This window comes from Ensifer sp. Root278 (assembly GCF_001429285.1).
Classification (GTDB): domain Bacteria; phylum Pseudomonadota; class Alphaproteobacteria; order Rhizobiales; family Rhizobiaceae; genus Ensifer.
Map to the genome: position 1 here is coordinate 31,544 of NZ_LMJJ01000012.1, position 19,356 is coordinate 50,899.

The following is a 19,356-nucleotide window of genomic DNA, read 5'->3' on the forward strand; positions in this document are numbered from 1 at the left end:
CAATTTCGGCGAGATATGGAGGCAACCCCATGTTGCCCCGCCGCCGAACGATTTCCGATAGAGCCGCCCTTGTTTCGAATCCCCTTCCTCGTCGCCCTCGCTCTTGCCATCGCCTTCGGCGGCGGCATTGCCTCGGCCGTATGGGCGCTGAAGGCGACCGTCGGTTTCGGCTCGATCGCGATCGGCCCGTGGGTTGCTTTTCCGGAAGCGCAGACGATCAATGCCGATCCCTATGCCAAGGCGCACCGGGCGCGCGCGGGCGAACTTCTGTACGGTGGCGCCGAAGGATTGATGTTCAGCGCCCAGACCGACGACAAGGGCCAGAAGCTCCAGGCGACCTGCTCCTATGACGTCACGGGGCTGACGCCGCAGGCTCGCTTCTGGACGCTTTATGCCGCGAATGCCGACGGCCTGCCGTTGCGTCCCGGCTCCGACCTGCCCTCGGCCCTCAATTCCTGGATGGTGCTGCGTAGCGAAAACAGCAATTTCACTATCCATGTGTCGCCGAACGCCCAGCCGGACAATTGGCTGGCCGTGCGCCATGCGGGGACCTTCCGGCTGGTCCTGACGCTGCTCGACACGCCGACTGCAGGTTCCTCGGGCCTGATCGACCTCGCCATGCCTGTTATCACCAAGACCGGGTGCGGCGATGCGTAAGGTTCTCTTCGCCACGGTCCTCGGCCTCGTAGGCGCCGCCCTGCTGCACATCATCATCATCCTGTCGCTGCCGCAATTTACCGGCCGCGACGCCTATACCCGCGTGCTGGGGCTGCTCGAGATGGACAGTTTCTTCGCGCTGACGAGCACGCCGGGGTCGACCGGCCTTGCCAATGACGATCCCTATCTCAGGGCGGCCGTTTGCAGCTTCTCGATCTCGGACGGGCCGGCGCGCTTCCTCGCCAGCGGCAGCGTGCCGTTCTGGTCGCTCGCGGTCTTCGACAGCAATTCGAACGAAGTCTTCAGCATGAACGACCACACGGCGGTCAACGGCAAGCTCGATCTTGTCGTCGCGACGCCGATTCAGCTGGTAGAACTGCGCAAGTCTCCGCCGGAGGCACTGGCACAATCGATCATGGTGGAGATGAAGGAACAGGACGGCTACGCCGTTTTGAGAGCGATGGCGCCAGTCGACAGTTTCGAGGAGCAGGTCCGCAATTTCCTTGCGGAATCAAGCTGCGAGCCATTTCGGCGCTAGAGTATCCCGCTTTCAAGTGGAATCACTTGAAGCGGAAAGATGCTCTAGAAACAAAGTGCTAGAGCGACCTTAGTGCGTTCATTTGAACGCACGGCGCTTTAGATGCTTCGGACGTGAAGGCATCTGACCGCGCTGTCGCGGTTGCGCGCGGCAGACAGCCAACGCAAAGACTACGTTCAGTGCAGGAATTATGGTGAAGGACCCTGAGGTTTCGGGCCAAGGACGCGCGCCCGGTCGTAACCGGCCGCCGATGCGGGAAATCGAACGTTACTGCTTCTTGATCCGGCGTCCATCGGGTGCCGTCGGCTGCGGGTCGCGGTCGAGGCGTTCGTAGCGGATACCGGTAAACAGAAGCACTTTGGCCCCGCCCGATATGGCCGGCGGTCTACGCGGCGGTACGCGAACCTTTCGGTCCTGAATTCTGATCACGTCTGCCATGCTCGTCTCCACAAAGTCTTGAGACGGATGAACTACCGTACAGATTTCACCCTGCCCTCTCGGGCCAGCGCATTTTTCCAGGCCTTGCCTGGACAGGCGCGCTTTTCTCGTTTGCTCCTTCTTCCGGTCGCCCGGATGTTGCTCTTCTGGTTCACACGACGCAGCCCGATGATAACGGGTCCGCCCCGATTGAGCCATAGGCTGGTTAACAGATTGCTAATACACCGCTGCAACACCAACCTAGATTCATTATCTCGCCAGACGAGCCCCCGAGATGTATCCGAGGTAACAACCCGGAGCGGCGGTTCGCAAACCGCGGCTTTTCGCTAGCGTCGCGAGATCAGGCCAAACAGAAACGACACCCCGGCAACCGCCACCAGCGTCGACAGCGGCTCCTCGCGCACGCGCTCGCGAACGCGTTCCACCATCAACTCCGCCTCGCCCTGCACGACTGCCCTCGTGCCGCTGCCAATCGCAGAGACTGCTTCGGTCAGCCGGGCGATTTCCGCCCGCAGTTCGGCAATCTGCACATCAACCTCAGCACGCGCTTGCGCCTGCGAAACGTTTTCGCTGACTGTCTGCACGGCCTCCAGTTTCTTTTCCACCATTACAATGCTCCCTTGTCTGCGCCGTCTCAACGCTCCGGATGGCGTTTGGTTCCGCCAGAAGCTGCAGAAAACCGGAGCGCCGAAAAGCAAACGGGCGGCCAGAGCCGCCCGTTTTCCAGTCCAACGCAAGAACGCCGTTTCAGGCGCTCCACGTCAGTTTTCGCAGTTCGGATCGTCGAACTGGCACCGAACAAACGGTGCCGGGCGGGCGCCTTCGTAGATGCCGTCATCGTTCTGGCGAACGCGCACGCCGTCGCTGCGACGTTCCCATTCGCGGCGCTCTTCACGCACGGTCTGCTCGCGGTTCCATTCGCTCTCGCGGCGCCGCCACTCGTCTTCACGTTCACCGGTTTCCCAGTCCCGGCGCTCGCGGCGGCGGTCACTTTCCCAGTCGCGGCGGTCGCGCTCGCGCTGGCGCTCCCAGTCGCGACGATTCCGGCGGTCGTCGACCCAATCCGGTCCGTGGCGCCAACGATCGCGCTCGCGATAGAAGTCACGACCGCGGTAGTTGCGGTCCCAATAGTTGTCGAACTGGAAGACGACCGTTGGAATTCCGAGCGGGCGATAATAGCGGGGCTCGACGTAAACGCGATTGCGGCGATAGTCGGCCTGGACATAACGCCCGGCGACCCAGCCGCGCCCACCGTAGAACGAGACATCGCACCACGGCAGATCTGCAAGGCATCCGTGGATTTCCACCGATTCGCCGACCGGGATCATCGATACCGCCGGATAGCGGGTGCTCGGACCGGAGCGCATGTTCACATTGGCAGTGGCAAAGCCTTCGGCAGCCTCGGCGACAACCGGGGCCGCGAGGAGCGCACAGACCGCCGCTGCGCGCAGGATAAATTTCTTCACAGTTCCATATCTCCCATGGAGAGGCCCCTCTTCATTTGGCCTCCAAACGTCGGCGGGCGTCCGGAGCCCTTGACCGTCGCCGCGATAACTCCTGACCGCATGTGGATTTTTTATGGCTGATGCCGCGGATGTCCCCGAGAAATGCGGGGCCAGCGGGGCGAATGGGCGGCCCTGTCGCGCGCCACGCATGTGCCGTAAGCCTGAATAAAGCTCCAACATCCATAGTTAACAGTGCGCTAACGCTTTTCTTCTAATTTTTGCGACGTGTGCCTTTCCGGATCACCGGAAACGGCGATCATGTTTTGCGTGCAGGGAATTACCGTGACGGATCGCTTTCGTGAGTTGGAAAGGCCACAGACCGGCCGCTTGAAGGACGTTGTCCTGATGGCGACGGTTACCGGTTTCGAAAGCCTGCGCATCCCCCGCAAATCCGATATGAAGCAGTTTGCCGAACTGTTCGAACCGCTCTTCCTCGGCTCCAGCAACGAAGCGCGCCGTCAGGCGGCGGCAGCCCTTTCCCAGTGCTCGCAGATCCCCGAAACAGTCGCCGCATTGATCGGCGGCATGCCGATTTCGATTGCCGCGATTTTCCTGACGCGTTCGAAGGCGATAGCCGACCGCACTCTCATTGCGGTCATCCGCGAGCGCGGGCCGGAACATGCCGCAGCAATCGCGCGGCGTCCCAACCTCTCCCCTCTTGTCGTCGATGCCCTGGTCGAGCACCACAATCCACTCGGGCTTGCCGCGCGCAGCAGCGCGGCAAAGCAGGCGGTGGCGGAACAGACACACCCGGAGGCTGCAGCCGCTTCCTTGCGCACCGCCCGCGAAGAAGCGCTCAGGCACGAGATCAAGACCCTGGCGCGAGCGGGGTCACGCAACCCCACGCCGGCCGCCTCATCCGAGGCAATCAATGACGTGCATGCTGCATTGCTTGTTCGCTTTGCCCGCAGCGGCGAGATCATCCTGTTCTCGCGCGTCCTCGGCCAGGCGCTCGGCACCAAGGACGCCCACGTCGAGCGCATCCTGCTCGATATTTCCGGACAGCGGCTTGCGACGAGCCTCGTCGCGCTCGATGTCCAGGCGACCGATGCCGGTTTCGTGCTTCAGGCCCTGTATCCGCATCTTCGTGAGCCCTTCGGCGAGACGAGCCATGCGGAAGCGTTGATCGGCGCCATGAACCGTACCGCCTGCCGCGAACAGCTCGATGGCTGGTTCGAGGCAGAGGCCGAAGAAAGCGCTCCAGCGGCAAGGCACGAAGCCTACTTTGCCGAAAATCCCGCCAACGATGCGCGGCAGATCGGCGCCCGCAAGATTGCAGCGGCCGCCGGCAATGTGCAGCCCCAGCGGCTTTTCGGCCGGCGACGCGGCTAGGCGCAGAAAATACTCATCCTGCTCCTCGCCTTGACGCGGTCTGCTTCCCGTTTCGGGAACATGCCTGGGCGTACCGGTGAGTCCTCGCCCGCCCTAGAAAAGCTGCTTCATCGCTTCGATGGTCCAACTCCACTCGCGACCCGTCGGAGCCTGCGGTCCTGCGATGCGGCCATTGCGATCGGCAAGACGGTGTCAGGGCCGGCTTGCCCCTTCCTCCGGAACCACCTCGAACAGATCGCCATGGTCGTCCAGCTCGATCTCCACGATCCAGCAATCCGGATCGAAGCGGATTTCGCCTGCGAGCGCCGCATCGACCCGCTCAGTATCGCTGTCGCGCAGCCTCACTTCGAACTTGCGGCCGAGCGCGACTTCGTCGTCGAAGAAATTCTGCGGCGCCGGGGCAAAGAGCGTCTCCGTGCCGAGCCGCGTCCGCTGGCGGATGAAGATCGCACCGGCCTCCTCCGCTCCCTTGCGCAGCACGGCCGCATAGCCGCCGAGCGAAAACGCGCGGCGCAAGAGGGACGAGACGAAGATGTGAGACTTCAGGCGCATGAAAGGCTGATACACGCGCTGGACGGCGCAGGCAAATCGGCGGCGCGGTCAAACCCCACTGGCAATCAGAGTGCGCCGATTTCCTTGAGCTTTTTCAAGACCTGGGCACTCGGTTCACCGGTCTGCGGCAGGCGGTAATGTTTCTCGAAATGGCGGATCGCCGCCCGCGTCTGCGCTCCGGCGACGCCATCGACCGTCACATCCGCATAGGCGAGGTTGCTCAGCCCCTTCTGGATGTTCAGCACCAAGGCGCTCGAAACCGGGATTTCGGCACGCGGAACGAAATTGCTCTCCTTCTCGGAGGAACGAATGGCGGCAGCGACCGGATCGATCTCAACGCCACTGCCCTTGGCCTCGGCGAGAGGTCTTCCCGCCGGCATGACCTGAGCAGCCTGATCGCCAGGTGCCGCCCGAAGTGCCTGCAGCAACTCTGTACTGGCCGAACCCGTCTCGGCGCGGCCGGCCTGCGCTTCGAAGCGCAGGATCGCGGCCGCCGTCCGTGGGCCGCTGCGCCCGTCCGGCGCGCCGTCATAAAGGCCGACGCGGTTCAGTTCCTTCTGGATGTCGGCAACGAGCTTCGAGGTCGCGCCACCGGGCACGCTTGCCACGCGCTCAGGCGACGGTTTTTCTGTCGGCAGATCCGCGGAAGCCGCAGCTATCACGTCCTCGACATTGTCCGCCTTGGCCTCGCCCTCGCGCTCGATGACGAAGGTGGTCACGTTGCGCGGCTCGATCTCTTCGCCCTTGGCGATGGCGATCCGCTGCGCGGTTTCGGCGCTGACGAGCGGCACGCGGGTGCGCATCAGCGGTGACGGGTGCACACCGTGCTGGTACCACATGGCATTGGCGGCAACGAAGGAAAACACGACCAGGAAGGCGGCCGAGCCGCCAGAGACCAGGGGATGGCGCGCCATCAGCCGGCCGGCAAGCCCAACACCCTGTCCGGCAAGAGCCAGCCCGCGCACGGCCAGGCCAGGCGCACGCCGCGCGGCCTTCTTCCGTTCAGGCTGTTTTCGCTTGCGCGGCGCCATATCCCCGTTCCTCGTTCAAACCAACGTCTTCGGACCGCCCTCCTTCGGCGGCCGGCCTCGCCTCTCCGTCGCGTAGGCGCGGCGGAAATTCCACCGTCACCGACGAACGCTGCTCTTCTTGCTCGGCAACGGCGATGCCGGAGCCGTCGCGCGGTATCGTCACGACGATGACGGTCCCCTCACCCTCGCGGCTGCGAATCGTGAGGTCGCCACCATGAAGGGCAACGAGGCCCTTGACCAGCGAAAGGCCAAGACCCGTGCCTTCGTAGCGGCGTGTATAGTCGTTCTGGATCTGGACAAAAGGTTGACCGAGCAGCTCCAGCTTGTCGGCGGCAATACCGATTCCGGTGTCGCTGACCGAGAGCTTCAGCATCGCACCGTCCACTTCAGCGTCGATCGTCACGACGCCGCCATGGTCGGTGAACTTCACGGCGTTGCCGACCAGGTTGATGAGAACCTGCTGGAAGGCGCGCTGGTCGGCATTGACTTCGCCAATGCCGCGGGTGACGCGGCTGACGAGCTTGACGCCCTTTTCCGCGGCCTGGTGCGACAGCATCGCCTCGCAGGCGGCAACCGCCTCGGCGACGCGGAACGGCTCGGGCATGAGCTCGTAGCGTCCCGCCTCGATCTTGCTCATATCGAGCATGGTATTGACGACGGAGAGCAGATGTTCGCCCGACTTGTGGATGAGGCTCACATACTCGCGCTGGCGATCGTTCTCGAGCTTGCCGAAATACTCGCCGCCCAGCACGTCGGAAAAGCCGAGGATCGCATTGAGCGGCGTGCGCAGCTCGTGGCTGACGGCGGCGAGGAAACGGGTCTTGGCATCGTTCGCAGACTCCGCTTCGGCGGTCCGGGCCGCCGCCTCGGCGCGCAGGCCTGCCTCCTGAGAGACATCGCGCGACTGCGCAAGGATCGCCGTCAAGTTGCCATCGCGATCGCGCAAGGGCGCCAAGTCGCAGGACATGTAGACGAACTGTTCGCCTTCGATCGGCAAGGTCCGCCGTTCGATACGGATATCGACCGTCGCCCGATCGCCGCCCTGGCGAAGGATGTCGATCGCGCTCAGGAACGTAATGCGGTCGGAGACGTGAATCTGCTCGATGAAGCCGCGGCCCGCCGGGTCGCGCATCAGCGTCAGGTGCTCGGCGGCATCGCGCCCATGCACGGAAAGGACATTGCCGCGCAGGTCATGCACGGTCACGAGGCCCGCAAACAGGTCATAGGCTGCCGAGAGGTCCCGGAGAACGGGATCGGACGGAGCCGGCGCAGCAGTTTCCGGCGCTCGGCCGCGAGCGATCGCCACGGCTGCCGCCAGTAGCGAAGCGGAAGCCCAAAGAGCGGTTCCGAGCGGCAGGGCCGAGGACACGGGTATGGCGAGCGACAGGGCGAGCGGCGCCACCGGCAGTGTCGTCAAAGACACGGCCGCAACAGTGCGCAAACGTTTCGTGTCGCGGCGCCCGGCGGGCGAAGAAGCCTCACGACGGGGCAGCCACAGGGCCGCGATCTCGTCCACGCGGGACGCCCATCTGCCAGCCATGTTACGCAATACGCTCACGCTTTACCCTGCTACATTTGTTGTTCTTGCGAGGCTGGCGCGACCGATTTCCCCTATTTGGAAACCGCGGTTCAGACCGCCTCGTGACATGTCGGAATCTCGCATCCCCGGCTTAATGAAAGAATAAACGCGCCCGTGCCGGAACGGTGCGAAACGGCCGAAAAATCCCGTTTTGGAGCAAATTGAGCGACCTTCATTTCTTGTGGTTAACGGGGCGTAAGCAACGGATTTCTGTGCATTTTCTGCACAGCGTTAACGATTGTGGCGAGCCCGCCGGCACGCCATTGCCGACGCTTCCGGGCTTCGCACACAGGGTCCCGCCACGAACCTTAACGGCGAAAGCTAAAATGCGACACAAATGCGCGGCAAAGCACTCGGCGGCGGCATTTCATTAAAATTTGAAGCAAATGCCGCGCGATTTTGAAAAGCCGTCTTGTGATTCCCGTCCTAATGTCGGTGTCAACAAAGGGACGGACGCTGCCTCGAAGGCAGCAGCTCCCCGAGGAAACGACGGCAGCGTGAACGGGTATCAGGGGATACGACGGCGCTGCGGGATGCCGAAGGCACAAAAGCCGGCTAGAAGACTGGCGAGCTCAGGCAGCTGAACGAAGGATGGGCAGAACATGTGGTTTCTCATCAAGGCGACATTTTGGTTTTCGCTGGTGCTGGTGCTGCTGCCATTCCTCGATCCGTCGAGCTCGCAGAAGCTGGAGCACGCTCCCAAGGTCGAGCTTGGCGACACCTTCGCCGCCGCCAATGAGGCCTTCCAATACATCAGCGCCATCTGCATCCAGAAGCCTGAGATTTGCGAGAAAGGGGCAGAGACCTTCGTCGCCCTCGGCCACAGGGCCCGCGAAGGCGCTCGTATCGCCTATGAGTTCCTGGATACCCAGTTTGCCGAAACCGATGCGGCCCAACCCGATGCCAAGGTGATGACCGGAACGGTCACACCGGTCATGACCGGCACGGTCAAGCCCGCTGCCGATGTGGCAGCACCCGCCACCGAGGTCAGCACCATCGATGCAGAGCCTGTCTTCAAGCGCACGCCGGTTCCGGAAAAGCGCCTCGATCCCAAGGCCGCGATCATCCAGTAGTCATGCCAAGCCCTCGGTCGAGACCGGCGGGCCACCCATTCGCAACTTAACTGCCTGACTTGCCGCCCTGTCGTGGCCGCCGCGAGGATCCCATCCCCTCGCGGCGTTTTCTTTTCAGGCGCAACCTTTGATCGCCAAGAGCCAGCCACGCACAAGCCGTGGCTGCTTAGGTCCGCCGCACGGCAAGCGGAGGCACCCAATGCAGATCTACGGGCTTTTTTCGAATGCGGGCGTGACGCGGCCAGCGACAGCCGGCACATCGACCGCCGTCGAAGGCAAGAGCCCGGCATCGGCCGCATTGCTCCTCGGCACCGATGACGACACTGGTGACCGCGCCGCCGCAGCAAAGAAGAAGCTCGACGACATCAAGGAACAGCTTCGGATGCTCCGGTTCTTCGCATCGGATCCGGAAACGCTCGCGAGGCTCGCCAAGCAACTCGCTCAGCAACTCGGCACGGCAGCCCAGCAGTTGGCCGGCGCAGACGGTGCCGGAGCGATAAACGGCGTTGCCTCCGCTGCGGCCGTGGCCGCCTTGGCAGATACCGGCAGTGCGCAAGTGGAAGGTGCTATCGCCGGAAACGATGCAGCCACGTCCGCAGAGCCGACAAGCTTTGCGGAGCGCGCCTATCGTGAATTCAGCGACGATGACGGTGAGTCCGGCGCCACCACGAAACTGGCCGCCGAACTCAAATCGCTTGCCGAGCAGATAAAGCAGCTGTTGCAAAAGGCCGAGCAGGAATTGCACACCGAGGGATCTGCCCGTGACGCTGACGATGCGCGCGCGGCCGGCCATGCCTTGTCGGCGGCCGTCGGCAAACTCGGCGGGATCGATGCAGGCGCCGGAAATGCCTTCATCTTCCCGTCAAGCGTTTCGATCTGACCGCGCCGGCGAAATGCCGCCGACACCCAAGGTAACTGTTATTGGCGGTTCTCAATGGGCTTGCCATCCCCTATATGAGGACTGAAAGCCCGCATGCCTGATGGCAAAGGGGCATGAACAGGGACAAAGCTCGTTCGCGGCAAGGACCGGCGGGCGTATAATCCCCTGATAACTGGACCCGGACCATGACGACGCTTGACCAGATCATCGACGATTTCGCCTTCCTCGACGAGTGGGAGGATCGCTATCGCTATGTGATCGAACTCGGCAAAGCTCTGCCGGACATGCCGGAAGCCAAGCGGACCCAGGAAAACAAGGTTCAGGGTTGCGCCAGCCAGGTCTGGCTCGTCACCCAGACGGCCGGCAATCCGGAGGACCCTGTCCTGACTTTCGAAGGTGAATCGGATGCGCATATCGTGCGCGGCCTGGTCGCAATCGTGCTCGCCATCTATTCCGGCAAACATGCCTCGGAGATCGCCAAGACCGATGCGATCGATACCTTCGGCAAGATCGGCCTGATCGAGCACCTGTCGACGCAGCGCGCCAATGGCCTGCGCTCGATGATCCGCCGCATCAAGAACGAAGCCGAGCTTCGGCTGGCCGCCTAAAGCGCGTCGCGATCTCTCAGGTTCGCGCCTTGCGCTTTAAGTTTTATGATATTTCGCATGTCGTTATCGCAAAACCGCTGCGCACGTTTGCGCGAAAGGCTTCAAGGCGCCGTCAGGACCTGCCGCAGCGACCGCGCTGTGACAGTACAAAACACAAGAGCCGGACGCTCAGGCCCGGCCCTTGTGTTCAAACCAAATGCCGTCAGGCAAATTGCAGCAACCAGCCGCAAGGCTTCACCAGACGGTTGAAGTCTTATTTGCCACGGCGTTTGCGGCGCTGGCCGAGGCCCATTTCCTTGGCGAGACGCGAGCGTGCTTCCGCATAGGCGGGCGCGACCATCGGGTAGTCGGTCGGCAGGTCCCATTTCTCGCGATATTCTTCCGGCGACAGATTGTGGTGAGTCATCAAGTGGCGCTTCAGCGACTTGAAGGTGCCGCCACATTCGAGGCAGGTGATCTGGTCGTCCTGGACGGACTTGCGAACCGACACGGCCGGCTTCGGCTTTTCAACGGGGATGACGACCGGTGCCGGCGCCGCGGTGTTGTTGAGCGCCGAGTGCACATCTGCGATCAGCGTGGAAAGCTCGGCGACGGGAACCACGTGATTGCTGACGTAGGCGGCAACGATTTCCGCCGTCAGCTCAACCAGAAGTTCATGGCTCGCGCCAAGCGCTGTTTCAGTCATTTCTTTCTCCTATCGGACTTCAGCACAACCCGAAACGGCGTCTCGGGGGGAGGAACGCTTGCAAGAGCCGCCAGGAAGCCTTCGCTGCCTTGGGATGGACCATCAAACGCGGCAAGGACAAACGCCGGCCACGATATCAAGAGTAGGAATTTTGATTACGAAACCTGCTGCCGAGTCACCGGGACGACCGAACTCTCAAAGCAACAACCAACATTCACAACTCAAGCTGGAATTTCAGATCAAAGTATTTCCACGACGACACTTTACATTTACTCGATTAACATCGATGCGTGAAATGTCCAAACATAAATTTGCCGACAGTTAGCAACTTTATCTCCGAATTGCTAAAATGGCCACACTGCATCGCAAAGTTCTGAAATACAGATTCAGAAATGTCATCGATCAGCGATGACGTGGCTCTACTTTTGTGGAAGCTGATCTACAACTGACAGCTTCGTAAGTTTGTAACCGGCCTGATGTGCGGCTTTTGCCAAGAGATGAGCCGAGATTGGTGCAGTCAGAACGAAGAAGAAGAAGCCTGCAAGCGCCCGAATCAGTATCGCCGCATCCAGAGAATGAACGCCCGCAGCCAGCAGCAACAGGCCTGAACCTACGGTGCCGGCCTTAGACGCTGCATGCATACGGGTGTAGAGATCGGGAAAACGCAAGATGCCAATTGCCGCAAGCAGCGAAAAGATCGCGCCGACGATCAACAGAGCGGCAACCAATACAGCAACGGCCATGTCCAGGACGGGGTTCATCGGCGCCCTCCCTTATACTTGCGACGGACCGCATTGGATCTCGGTGCGGACGCGCGCTTTGATTCCGGCGAGCTACGCTCAACGTTGGCCGTCTCTGGCGAAAGCCCGCGAGCCAGGATGAAGCGGGCAAAGGCGACGGTCGCGAGGAAGCCGACCAAGCCAAGGGCAATGGCAATATCGATGTAGAGGTTGAAACCGGTGCGGATCGCGACGACGGCAATCAGGCCAATGGCGATCGCCACCAACATGTCGAGGCCGAGCACGCGGTCCGGTAAGGTCGGGCCGCGGATGATGCGCCAGACAGTAATCAGAAGGGCAACAGACAGCGCGATAAGTGCGAAGCCCGTAGCGAGGGCTTCGATCTGGTCTGGCAGGCTCATTCGAAAGCCTCCTTTATCCGCCGTTCAAAGCCGTTGGCGATATCGCGCCTGAGGCCGCCGGGATCGGCGCAATCGAGCGCATGGACGTAGAGCGTCCGGCGGTCGTCGGAAACGTCGACCGACAAGGTCCCAGGCGTCAGCGTGATGAGATTGGCGAGCAACGCGATTTCGAAATCGCTCCTGACCGTCAAGGGATAGGCAAAGATGCCGGGCTTCAGCTTCATCTTCGGCTGGATGACCATGAGCGCGACCTTTGTGGCCGAGATTGCGAGTTCCTTGAAAAAGAGAGCGGTCAACAACAACAGTCTGAGCGGACGCACCGGATAGGTGATGGGCTGGAGCTCGCGGCGGATCAGCCATAGAGACAGCGCTCCAACGGCGAAGCCGAGGATCAGGTTGGCCAGCGAGAAGCTGGCGCTGATCGCGCCCCAGATCGCCGTGAACAGCAGGTTGATGGTGAGGAACTTGGTCACGGGGCACCTCCCGGGAAAACCGAGTTCAGATAGGCCGAGGGCTCAGCGAGCGAGGCAGCCGCACTTTGAATGGTCGAAAGCAGTGGCTCCGGGTAGAGACCAATCGCCAAAGCCAGGATGACCAAGACGGTGAGCGGCAGCAGCGCCGCCGGCGAGATCGTCGCGGAAACCGTCGTGCCCTCCCCGGCTGCCGCATCGCGCCAATAGGCCAGCAGGAAAAAACGCCCGGTGACAACAGTCGTCAGGAAGCCGGTGAAAAGCAGGGCCGCGGCCAGCCACCAGGCGCCGATATCGAGCGCCGCCTTGACCAGCATGACCTTCGGCCAGAAGCCGGAGAATGGCGGCAGACCGGAAACGGCGAAGGCCAGCATGAGCGTCAGCGCCGCGAAACCGGCATGGCGACGGTAAAGGCCTGCCAGCGACGAAAGCGAGAAGCTGCCGCCGAGCTTGGCCGCAACGCCGGATGCGAAATAAAGCGCAGTCATGACGAGCATCGAGTGCAACGCATAGAAGATCGCACCGCCAATGCCGCCCGGCCCGCCGACCGCAATCCCGGCGAGGATCGAGCCGATGCCGGAGACCACGAGATAGCCGAGCATGCGGCGGAAATCCGATTGCGCCAGCGCCCCGAAGGCACCGACGAGCATGGTGAGCGCGCCGGCAAGGGCAATGACGAAGCTCAGTTCCTCGCGCTGGAGCGGCAGCAGCATGACGGTGACGCGGATCAGGGCGTAAATGCCGACCTTGGTGAGCAGGCCGGCGAAGAGCGCCGACACCACGACGCGCGGCGTATGGTAGGAGGCCGGCAGCCAGAAATTGACCGGGAACGCCGCCGCCTTCATGCCGAAGGCCAGCACGAAGAGCGCCGTCAGCGTCATCAGCGGCGCCGTGCCGGCAAGGCCTTCTGCCTTGCGGGCGATATCGGCCATATTGAGCGTGCCAAAGCTCGCATAGAGATAGCCTGTCGTGATCAGAAACAGGGTGGTCGCGACCAGATTGAGGAAACCATACTTCACCGCTCCGTCGATCTGCTCGCGCTCGGAGCCGAGCACGATGAGGCCGAACGACGAGATCAGCAGCACCTCGAACCAGACGTAAAGGTTGAAGATGTCCCCCGTCAGAAATGCACCCGAAACGCCGGCCATCAGCAGCATCAGGAACGGGTAGAAGCCGTAGCGCCGACCGCTGTCGTTGATATCCGCGAGCGAATAGATCCCGCCGGCGAGTGCCACCACCGAGGCGGTCAACGCAAACAGAGCGCCCGTCAGATCAACGGTGAAGGCAATGCCGAAGGGCGGCAGCCAGCGTCCCATGACCATTGTCACCGGACCGCTCGCAAGCACATGCCGAAGCAGGAGAATGTCTATCAACACGAGACCGGCCAGTCCGAGGACAGCGATGTAAGGGTGCCAATCGATCTTTCGGCGCAGCATGACAAGCAGTGCGCCGATCGCCAGGCACCAGGCGACCGGCAGGATCACCAGCCAATCGGCAGAAGCGGCCGGCTCGAGAACGAGTGCGGCGGAAAGATCTGCGTGGGGAGAAGTTGAAGCGGCCATGGGTCGGTCAGTATCCAAGCGGCGGAGCCGGCTCGTCCTTCGGCTCGGCGACGCGCATCTCGTCGGTATTGTCGGTCTGCAGCACCTCGTAGGCGCGCCACGCGAGAACCAGCAAGAAAGCGAAGAAGGAGAAGGAGATCACGATCGCTGTCAAGATCAGTGCCTGCGGCAGAGCGTTTGCCGCCGGTCCCGTGAGCGCGTCCTGGTGGCCGGGGACGACCGGCGGCACGCCGCGCGTCAGCCGCCCTCCGGTGAAGATCAGCAGATTGACGGCATTGCCGAGAATGGCAACACCAAGCAACACCCGGATGATGGATTTCGACAGCAGCAGGTAGACGGCGACCGTGAAGAAGATACTGACGAGCAGCGCGAACCAGGCTTCCATCATTCGCCTCCCCGCTCTTCGAGCGAAAGCGCAATCGAGCTGATCGCCCCGACGACGACGAGATAGACGCCGCAATCAAACAGCATCACCGTCGAGAGCGGGACTTCCAGGCCGAGAACCGAAGGATAGATCCAGAGACCGGTCATGAAGGGGACGCGTGCCGCAATCGAGATCAGGCCGGCGACCGTCGCTGCGAACAGCCCCGCGCCGGCAATCGCCATCGGGTGAAAATAGATCGCACGGCGCACCGTCTCGACGCCGCAGGCGATGCCGTAGATCGCCAGCGCCGAAACCGCGATCAACCCGCCAATGAAGCCGCCGCCGGGCTCGTTGTGGCCGCGCAGCAGCACGAAGATCGAAAACAGCACCATCAGGCTGGTGAGAAAAGGGGCGACGGCCCGGAAGATCACCGACTTCATGCGCGTTCCTCCGCATCCGGATCATTGTCGGCGATGCGGCGGAGAGAACCAGCCCTCAAGCGGACCAGCGACAGGATGGCAAGACCGGTGACCATCACCACGGCGATCTCACCCAGCGTGTCCGTACCGCGGAAATCGACGATGATGACGTTCACCACATTGGCGCCGTGCGCGATCGATTTCGAATAGAGATTGAAGAATTCCGTCAGCGTGGAGTCAAAGGGAACGCCCGTCGTCTTCAGTAGCATCAGGCCGAAACCCAAGCCGCAGGCGAGTGCAATGGCAAAATCCGGGACCTTCTGGGCAAGCGGCCGATGGTCGGACGGCGAGAGCCTGAGGCGCGTCATCACCAGTGCCAGGACGACGACCGACAGCGTCTCGATCATGAACTGGGTGAAGGCAAGATCCGGCGCACCATAGAGCAGGAAGATGACGGCAACGGCAAAGCCCTGGATGCCGAGCGAGACGATCGCTGTCAGCCGATCCGGAGCGAGCACGACGGCAACGAGACCGATGACCGCGATGGCCATGATCGCAAGCTCGTGCAGTGGCACGTCGGGTGCAAAGAACGGCGCGCGCGGCAGTTCGCCGTAGGTGAGCGGAACGACCAGCAGCACGCAGGCAACCAGGATGAAGGTCGCCGTCATGTAGACGTCGAGGCGGCCGGATTGCAGCCGGCGCGTCAGCCCGACGGAAAAACGAACGAGCCCGCGGATGAGCTGGTCGAAACCACGGTCCGGCCCCCAGCCGATATCGGCAAGGATTGCGGCGATGAAACCACGCAAACGATCGAGCTTCAGGTAGAAAACGATCCCGATCAACGCGGTCGCGGTCGACATGGCCAGCGGCACCCCGACATGCGGAACGACGGACATCGTGACCGCACGCGGTTCGCCTGATATCGCCGATGCCATCGGCGTCGACACGAGTTCGTGGGTCAACCCCGAGAGCAAGGCGGCGGAAAGCCCCTTGGCGGCAAGCAGCGCCGGCCCGAGCCAGAGCAGCACCGGCGCCTCGTGCGCCGCCTTCGGCGTCTCCGCCTTCGCACCGATGAAAGGCTTGAGGGCGACGGCAAAGGCCACCGCGAACATCAGAGCATTGCCAAGGATCGCGATTGCCGCAAAGACCACGGAGCGCCGGTCGAAGCCGGAGAGCGCGTAGTAGATTTCCTCCTTGGCGATGAAGCCGAAGAAGGGGAACAGGCCGCCCATCGAAAATGCGGCTGCAAGCGCAATGACGAACGTAAGCGGCATGGCGGAGCCCAAGCCCCCGAGCCTGGTCACGTCACGCGCGCCGGTCTCATGATCGATGATGCCAGCAACCATGAACAGGGCACCCTTGAACAGGGAGTGTGCGACAAGATAGAGCGCCGCCGCCTCGATCGCGTGCGGGAAGCCGAGACCGGTCAGCATGACCAGCAGCCCGAGCGAGGCCATGGTCGTATAGGCGAGCATCAGCTTCAGATCGGTCTGGCGGCAAGCAAGAGCTGCGCCGATGACGAGCGTGGCGCCGCCGAAGAGCGGCAGCAGGATCTGCCATTCGGGCGTGCCGCCGAGCACGGGATTGAGCCGCATCAACAGATAGACGCCGGCCTTCACCATTGTCGCGGAATGCAGGTAGGCCGAAACGGGAGTCGGTGCTTCCATCGCGTTCGGCAGCCAGAAATGGAACGGAAACTGCGCCGACTTGGTGAAGGCGCCACCGAGGACGAGAATGAGCGCGGCCAGATAGAACGGGCTTTCGCGCATCTCCGTGCCAAAGGCCATGAGCAGCGAAAGCTGGGTGACGCCGCTGACGTTCCAGATGATCAGGAGCCCCGCGAGCAGAAACAGGCCCCCTCCTCCGGTCACGACCAGCGCCTGAAGGGCTGCGCGCCTTGCGGCTTCGCGCGAATGGTCGAAGCCGATCAGCAGGAATGACGTGATCGAGGTCAGTTCCCAGAAAACGAAGAGCATCAGGAAGCTGTCGGACACGACGAGCCCGAGCATTGATCCCATGAACATCAGGATGAACGAGAAGAACCGTCCCTGCTGCGGATGGCCCTTCAGGTAACCGCCGGAATAGAGCACGATCAGCATGCCGATGCCGGCGATCAGCAGGACGAAAGTTAGCGACAGACCATCGATCAACCAGGAAAAGCTGACATTGAACGACGGGATCCAGGCATAGCCACCGGTGACCACCTCGCTTTTGGCCACGTCCGGCCAGAAGCGGGCGAAATGCAGGACAATGGCCGCTGGGAAGAGTGCCAGAACCCAGGCCGCATTGTGCCCGAGGAGGCGCGTGAGCAGCGGGGCGACCAAAGCCCCCACGAAGGGGAGTGCGAGAGCCAGAAATGTCAGGGCCGCAACATCCATCGTCCTGGCCTGCTCCTTTATGTTTTCACGATACAATCAATCGAAGACCCGACATAAAAGAAGGGTTGTGGCGGCTCAAGCCTTATCCAGATAAAATCGACGTTATGTGCCGTTAAGTCGCTTCGGAGATCGGACGCAGCAGTCCAAGCACTATCAGATTCGTTCGTTTCATGCGGCGGCGGCCGACAACAATTAAAATGCTGTTAGCATAATATTCAGTTGTCGTCGCAGCAGGATCGAACGTCCTAGAATCGGGACAATAAGACGTGGTAGTTGTACGTAAAGGCTTCTTCAATTCAAAATAATACGAAGCCTGGATCCGCCTGCCGGCGGAAACCAACGGCTGCTCGGAACGTCTGCCTTCGACGATATCTGTGAACCGCAAGGCGCCGGCTCATCGACCGTCTTTCTGCCGCAAGCAGCATGAAACGGAACAACACAACGATCACGGGCGAGGCCTGCTTGGAACGATCTCGCATAGTCGTCATCGCCAGTATCCTGGCTGCACTCGGCGCGATCCTGCCGATGATGGCGGCCTATTATCTTTCCTGGTCGATCGCGGTGCGCAGCGAGCAGACACGGCTTTCCCATCTTGCCGACTACGCCATCATGCGCGCCGATGCGGCGCTCGAGGAAGCCTCCCGGGCGCTGAAAGCCGCCGACCGGTTTGACATGCCGCCCTGTATGGCAACACATATCGCAGCGCTGCGCTCCCTCGTCGTCAATACGACCTCCATCGAAGACATCGGCTATTTCGAAAACGGGCTGCTCAGGTGCACGTCGTGGGGCTATCCGCCGCGCCGTCTCACCCGCTCTCCGCCCGCCGATTTCTTCGCGAGCAACGGCGTCGAAGTCATCCCGCGGATGTACCCGACGATCAGTACCGGCGCCCCCATGACGGCGTTTCGCTATCGTTCCTACACCGTACTGACCAACTCGGCTCGATTTGTCGACGTGATTGCGGAGCCCGGCACCCGGCTTGCAGTCGCCACGAAAAACGGCGTCCTGATCGGCACTCTGAACAATCCTGACGCGTCGCTTACGGCCCGGCTCGCCGAACTTCCCGAAACCGGCAGCAACGCCGACGATCTGTTCGCAACCTCCCATGGAGCAAACTGGATCGCCGTCGCGAGCGCCCCCAACATCGCCATTTTTAAGGACATGGACCGGGAGCGCCTGCTGCTTCTGCCGGTCGGCGCCCTGGTCGCAGCGCTTATGGTCGGCCTCGTCGTCTGGCTGTCGCGGCGCCGCCTTTCGCCGCTCGGAGAGCTCTCCATCGCCGTTCAGCGGCGCGAATTCATCGTCCACTATCAACCGCTCATCGAACTGAAGACCGGCATCTGCGTCGGTGCCGAAGCGCTCGTACGCTGGCGGCGGCCCGACGGGCAAATGGTCCGCCCCGATCTCTTCATACCGCTGGCGGAAGAGAACGGCCTGATCGAAGAAATCACCGACCAGGTCATCTATGCCACCATTGCCGAGCTGAAAACGGTCCTCCTTGCGGATCGCTCGCTGCACATTGCCGTCAATCTTGCCGCCGACGACATCAAATCGGGGCGCATCCTGCCGGTGATCCAGGCGGTGCTGGAAAACACCGGCATACTGACCCAGCAGATCTGGCTGGAAGCGACCGAACGGGGCTTCATGGATGTGAAATCGGCCCGCGCAACGATCGAGGAGGCCCGCCGGCGCGGCCACTCGGTGGCGATCGACGACTTCGGCACCGGCTACTCAAGCCTGCAATACCTGCAGGAGCTTCCGCTCGACGCACTGAAGATCGACAAATCCTTCATCGACACGATCGGAACGGACTCTGCCACCAGTTCGATTACGCCGCATATCATCGACATTGCCAAGTCGCTCGATCTCTACATCGTCGCCGAGGGCATCGAGCGGCAGGAGCAGGCCGACTATCTCATCGAACGCGGTGTCCAGTATGGCCAGGGCTGGCTGTTCTCCAAGGCGTTGCCCGCAGCGGAATTCATCGCCTTCTACAACAACAGCAAGCGCCGGCGCGGCGCCGGCCCGACCGTAATCCGCCGCGAGATCGCCTGACGCCACGCCGTCGACCGCAATGCCGGGCCGCGACGTGAATTGCGCGCTTCCGGCGGCATTCCTATATAGTCGCCGCAACGACAGGAGAT

At 62.1% G+C, this 19,356-nt stretch carries 21 protein-coding genes; 7 read left to right on the top strand and 14 right to left on the bottom strand.

The window, feature by feature from the left end:
- Positions 1 to 69 precede the first annotated feature (69 nt).
- Together ASE60_RS11625 and ASE60_RS11630 are read left to right on the top strand one after the other, a co-directional pair.
- A complete protein-coding gene (locus ASE60_RS11625; RefSeq protein WP_057250400.1) occupies positions 70 to 657 on the top strand; it encodes a DUF1214 domain-containing protein in 588 nt (195 codons plus the stop codon).
- Positions 650 to 1,195, top strand: a complete 546-nt coding sequence (locus tag ASE60_RS11630; RefSeq protein ID WP_057250402.1) for a hypothetical protein — start codon at positions 650 to 652, stop codon at positions 1,193 to 1,195. The genes ASE60_RS11625 and ASE60_RS11630 overlap by 8 nt, the downstream gene beginning before the upstream one ends.
- 267 nt (positions 1,196 to 1,462) lie before the next feature.
- On the opposite strand, the gene ASE60_RS35165 is transcribed toward ASE60_RS11630, so the two are convergent.
- The 3 genes from ASE60_RS35165 to ASE60_RS11640 all read right to left on the bottom strand — a co-directional run bounded on the left by ASE60_RS35165 (position 1,463) and on the right by ASE60_RS11640 (position 3,099).
- Entirely contained in the window at positions 1,463 to 1,633 is a 171-nt protein-coding gene (locus tag ASE60_RS35165; RefSeq protein WP_176707512.1) for a hypothetical protein, read from the bottom strand.
- 326 nt (positions 1,634 to 1,959) lie between these two features.
- Positions 1,960 to 2,241 carry a hypothetical protein gene (locus tag ASE60_RS11635; RefSeq protein WP_057250404.1) on the bottom strand — a complete coding sequence of 94 codons (282 nt, stop codon included), beginning with the start codon at positions 2,239 to 2,241 and terminating at the stop codon, positions 1,960 to 1,962.
- Between the two features lie 153 nt (positions 2,242 to 2,394).
- On the bottom strand, positions 2,395 to 3,099 hold the full coding sequence (locus tag ASE60_RS11640) for an SH3 domain-containing protein (protein WP_082615819.1): 705 nt from the start codon (positions 3,097 to 3,099) through the stop codon (positions 2,395 to 2,397).
- 297 nt (positions 3,100 to 3,396) lie between these two features.
- On the opposite strand from ASE60_RS11640, the gene ASE60_RS11645 reads away from it, so the two are divergent.
- The gene (locus ASE60_RS11645) at positions 3,397 to 4,470 is read left to right on the top strand and encodes a DUF2336 domain-containing protein (RefSeq protein ID WP_057250406.1); all 1,074 of its coding nucleotides are present in this window, start codon (positions 3,397 to 3,399) and stop codon (positions 4,468 to 4,470) included.
- 192 nt (positions 4,471 to 4,662) lie between these two features.
- Here ASE60_RS11645 and ASE60_RS11650 read toward each other — a convergent pair whose 3' ends face one another.
- From ASE60_RS11650 to ASE60_RS11660, 3 genes are all read right to left on the bottom strand, one after another.
- Complete coding sequence (locus ASE60_RS11650; RefSeq protein WP_057250408.1) at positions 4,663 to 5,022, bottom strand: DUF1491 family protein; 360 nt, start codon at positions 5,020 to 5,022, stop codon at positions 4,663 to 4,665.
- Between the two features lie 65 nt (positions 5,023 to 5,087).
- Positions 5,088 to 6,053 (bottom strand): peptidoglycan-binding domain-containing protein, encoded by a 966-nt coding sequence (locus ASE60_RS11655; RefSeq protein WP_057250410.1) that lies wholly within the window; start codon positions 6,051 to 6,053, stop codon positions 5,088 to 5,090.
- The gene (locus ASE60_RS11660; protein WP_057250412.1) at positions 6,025 to 7,593 is read right to left on the bottom strand and encodes a HAMP domain-containing sensor histidine kinase; all 1,569 of its coding nucleotides are present in this window, start codon (positions 7,591 to 7,593) and stop codon (positions 6,025 to 6,027) included. The genes ASE60_RS11655 and ASE60_RS11660 overlap by 29 nt, the downstream gene beginning before the upstream one ends.
- A gap of 641 nt (positions 7,594 to 8,234) precedes the next feature.
- On the opposite strand from ASE60_RS11660, the gene ASE60_RS11665 reads away from it, so the two are divergent.
- The 3 genes from ASE60_RS11665 to ASE60_RS11675 all read left to right on the top strand — a co-directional run bounded on the left by ASE60_RS11665 (position 8,235) and on the right by ASE60_RS11675 (position 10,193).
- A complete protein-coding gene (locus tag ASE60_RS11665; protein WP_057250413.1) occupies positions 8,235 to 8,705 on the top strand; it encodes a DUF5330 domain-containing protein in 471 nt (156 codons plus the stop codon).
- A 199-nt stretch (positions 8,706 to 8,904) separates the two neighbouring features.
- Positions 8,905 to 9,585 (top strand): hypothetical protein, encoded by a 681-nt coding sequence (locus ASE60_RS11670; protein WP_057250415.1) that lies wholly within the window; start codon positions 8,905 to 8,907, stop codon positions 9,583 to 9,585.
- Positions 9,586 to 9,770: 185 nt separating this feature from the next.
- Positions 9,771 to 10,193, top strand: coding sequence for a SufE family protein (locus ASE60_RS11675; protein ID WP_057250417.1), 423 nt, complete (start codon positions 9,771 to 9,773; stop codon positions 10,191 to 10,193).
- A 253-nt stretch (positions 10,194 to 10,446) separates the two neighbouring features.
- On the opposite strand, the gene mucR is transcribed toward ASE60_RS11675, so the two are convergent.
- From mucR to ASE60_RS11715, 8 genes are all read right to left on the bottom strand, one after another.
- On the bottom strand, positions 10,447 to 10,878 hold the full coding sequence (gene mucR, locus ASE60_RS11680) for an exopolysaccharide biosynthesis transcriptional regulator MucR (RefSeq protein WP_034789336.1): 432 nt from the start codon (positions 10,876 to 10,878) through the stop codon (positions 10,447 to 10,449).
- A gap of 419 nt (positions 10,879 to 11,297) precedes the next feature.
- On the bottom strand, positions 11,298 to 11,621 hold the full coding sequence (mnhG, locus tag ASE60_RS11685; RefSeq protein WP_057251077.1) for a monovalent cation/H(+) antiporter subunit G: 324 nt from the start codon (positions 11,619 to 11,621) through the stop codon (positions 11,298 to 11,300).
- 14 nt (positions 11,622 to 11,635) lie between these two features.
- On the bottom strand, positions 11,636 to 12,019 hold the full coding sequence (locus tag ASE60_RS11690) for a cation:proton antiporter (protein ID WP_057250419.1): 384 nt from the start codon (positions 12,017 to 12,019) through the stop codon (positions 11,636 to 11,638).
- A complete protein-coding gene (locus ASE60_RS11695) occupies positions 12,016 to 12,492 on the bottom strand; it encodes a Na+/H+ antiporter subunit E (RefSeq protein ID WP_057250421.1) in 477 nt (158 codons plus the stop codon). The genes ASE60_RS11690 and ASE60_RS11695 overlap by 4 nt, the downstream gene beginning before the upstream one ends.
- Complete coding sequence (locus tag ASE60_RS11700) at positions 12,489 to 14,051, bottom strand: Na+/H+ antiporter subunit D (protein ID WP_057250423.1); 1,563 nt, start codon at positions 14,049 to 14,051, stop codon at positions 12,489 to 12,491. Before ASE60_RS11700 ends, ASE60_RS11695 begins: the two co-directional genes overlap by 4 nt.
- A gap of 7 nt (positions 14,052 to 14,058) precedes the next feature.
- On the bottom strand, positions 14,059 to 14,436 hold the full coding sequence (locus ASE60_RS11705; protein ID WP_057250425.1) for a Na+/H+ antiporter subunit C: 378 nt from the start codon (positions 14,434 to 14,436) through the stop codon (positions 14,059 to 14,061).
- Positions 14,436 to 14,855: a Na(+)/H(+) antiporter subunit B gene (locus ASE60_RS11710; RefSeq protein ID WP_057250427.1), complete on the bottom strand. Its 420-nt coding sequence runs from the start codon at positions 14,853 to 14,855 to the stop codon at positions 14,436 to 14,438. The genes ASE60_RS11705 and ASE60_RS11710 overlap by 1 nt, the downstream gene beginning before the upstream one ends.
- On the bottom strand, positions 14,852 to 17,212 hold the full coding sequence (locus ASE60_RS11715; RefSeq protein ID WP_057250429.1) for a putative monovalent cation/H+ antiporter subunit A: 2,361 nt from the start codon (positions 17,210 to 17,212) through the stop codon (positions 14,852 to 14,854). Before ASE60_RS11715 ends, ASE60_RS11710 begins: the two co-directional genes overlap by 4 nt.
- Before the next feature lie 462 nt (positions 17,213 to 17,674).
- Here ASE60_RS11715 and ASE60_RS11720 point away from each other — a divergent pair, with 462 nt between their 5' ends.
- Positions 17,675 to 19,267, top strand: coding sequence for an EAL domain-containing protein (locus tag ASE60_RS11720; RefSeq protein ID WP_082615838.1), 1,593 nt, complete (start codon positions 17,675 to 17,677; stop codon positions 19,265 to 19,267).
- Positions 19,268 to 19,356: the final 89 nt, after the last annotated feature.

Excerpts from the sequence above, each read along its gene's own strand:
- mucR (WP_034789336.1), bottom strand. The coding sequence starts at position 10,878 with ATGACTGAAACAGCGCTTGGCGCGAGCCATGAACTTCTGGTTGAGCTG.
- ASE60_RS11670 (WP_057250415.1), top strand. The coding sequence starts at position 8,905 with ATGCAGATCTACGGGCTTTTTTCGAATGCGGGCGTGACGCGGCCAGCG.
- ASE60_RS11705 (WP_057250425.1), bottom strand. The coding sequence starts at position 14,436 with ATGGAAGCCTGGTTCGCGCTGCTCGTCAGTATCTTCTTCACGGTCGCC.
- ASE60_RS11655 (WP_057250410.1), bottom strand. The coding sequence starts at position 6,053 with ATGGCGCCGCGCAAGCGAAAACAGCCTGAACGGAAGAAGGCCGCGCGG.
- ASE60_RS11635 (WP_057250404.1), bottom strand. The coding sequence starts at position 2,241 with ATGGTGGAAAAGAAACTGGAGGCCGTGCAGACAGTCAGCGAAAACGTT.
- ASE60_RS11665 (WP_057250413.1), top strand. The coding sequence starts at position 8,235 with ATGTGGTTTCTCATCAAGGCGACATTTTGGTTTTCGCTGGTGCTGGTG.
- ASE60_RS11675 (WP_057250417.1), top strand. The coding sequence starts at position 9,771 with ATGACGACGCTTGACCAGATCATCGACGATTTCGCCTTCCTCGACGAG.
- ASE60_RS11645 (WP_057250406.1), top strand. The coding sequence starts at position 3,397 with ATGTTTTGCGTGCAGGGAATTACCGTGACGGATCGCTTTCGTGAGTTG.
- ASE60_RS11660 (WP_057250412.1), bottom strand. The coding sequence starts at position 7,593 with ATGGCTGGCAGATGGGCGTCCCGCGTGGACGAGATCGCGGCCCTGTGG.
- ASE60_RS35165 (WP_176707512.1), bottom strand. The coding sequence starts at position 1,633 with ATGGCAGACGTGATCAGAATTCAGGACCGAAAGGTTCGCGTACCGCCG.
- mnhG (WP_057251077.1), bottom strand. The coding sequence starts at position 11,621 with ATGGCCGTTGCTGTATTGGTTGCCGCTCTGTTGATCGTCGGCGCGATC.
- ASE60_RS11710 (WP_057250427.1), bottom strand. The coding sequence starts at position 14,855 with ATGAAGTCGGTGATCTTCCGGGCCGTCGCCCCTTTTCTCACCAGCCTG.
- ASE60_RS11650 (WP_057250408.1), bottom strand. The coding sequence starts at position 5,022 with ATGCGCCTGAAGTCTCACATCTTCGTCTCGTCCCTCTTGCGCCGCGCG.
- ASE60_RS11700 (WP_057250423.1), bottom strand. The coding sequence starts at position 14,051 with ATGGCCGCTTCAACTTCTCCCCACGCAGATCTTTCCGCCGCACTCGTT.
- ASE60_RS11690 (WP_057250419.1), bottom strand. The coding sequence starts at position 12,019 with ATGAGCCTGCCAGACCAGATCGAAGCCCTCGCTACGGGCTTCGCACTT.
- ASE60_RS11715 (WP_057250429.1), bottom strand. The coding sequence starts at position 17,212 with ATGGATGTTGCGGCCCTGACATTTCTGGCTCTCGCACTCCCCTTCGTG.
- ASE60_RS11630 (WP_057250402.1), top strand. The coding sequence starts at position 650 with ATGCGTAAGGTTCTCTTCGCCACGGTCCTCGGCCTCGTAGGCGCCGCC.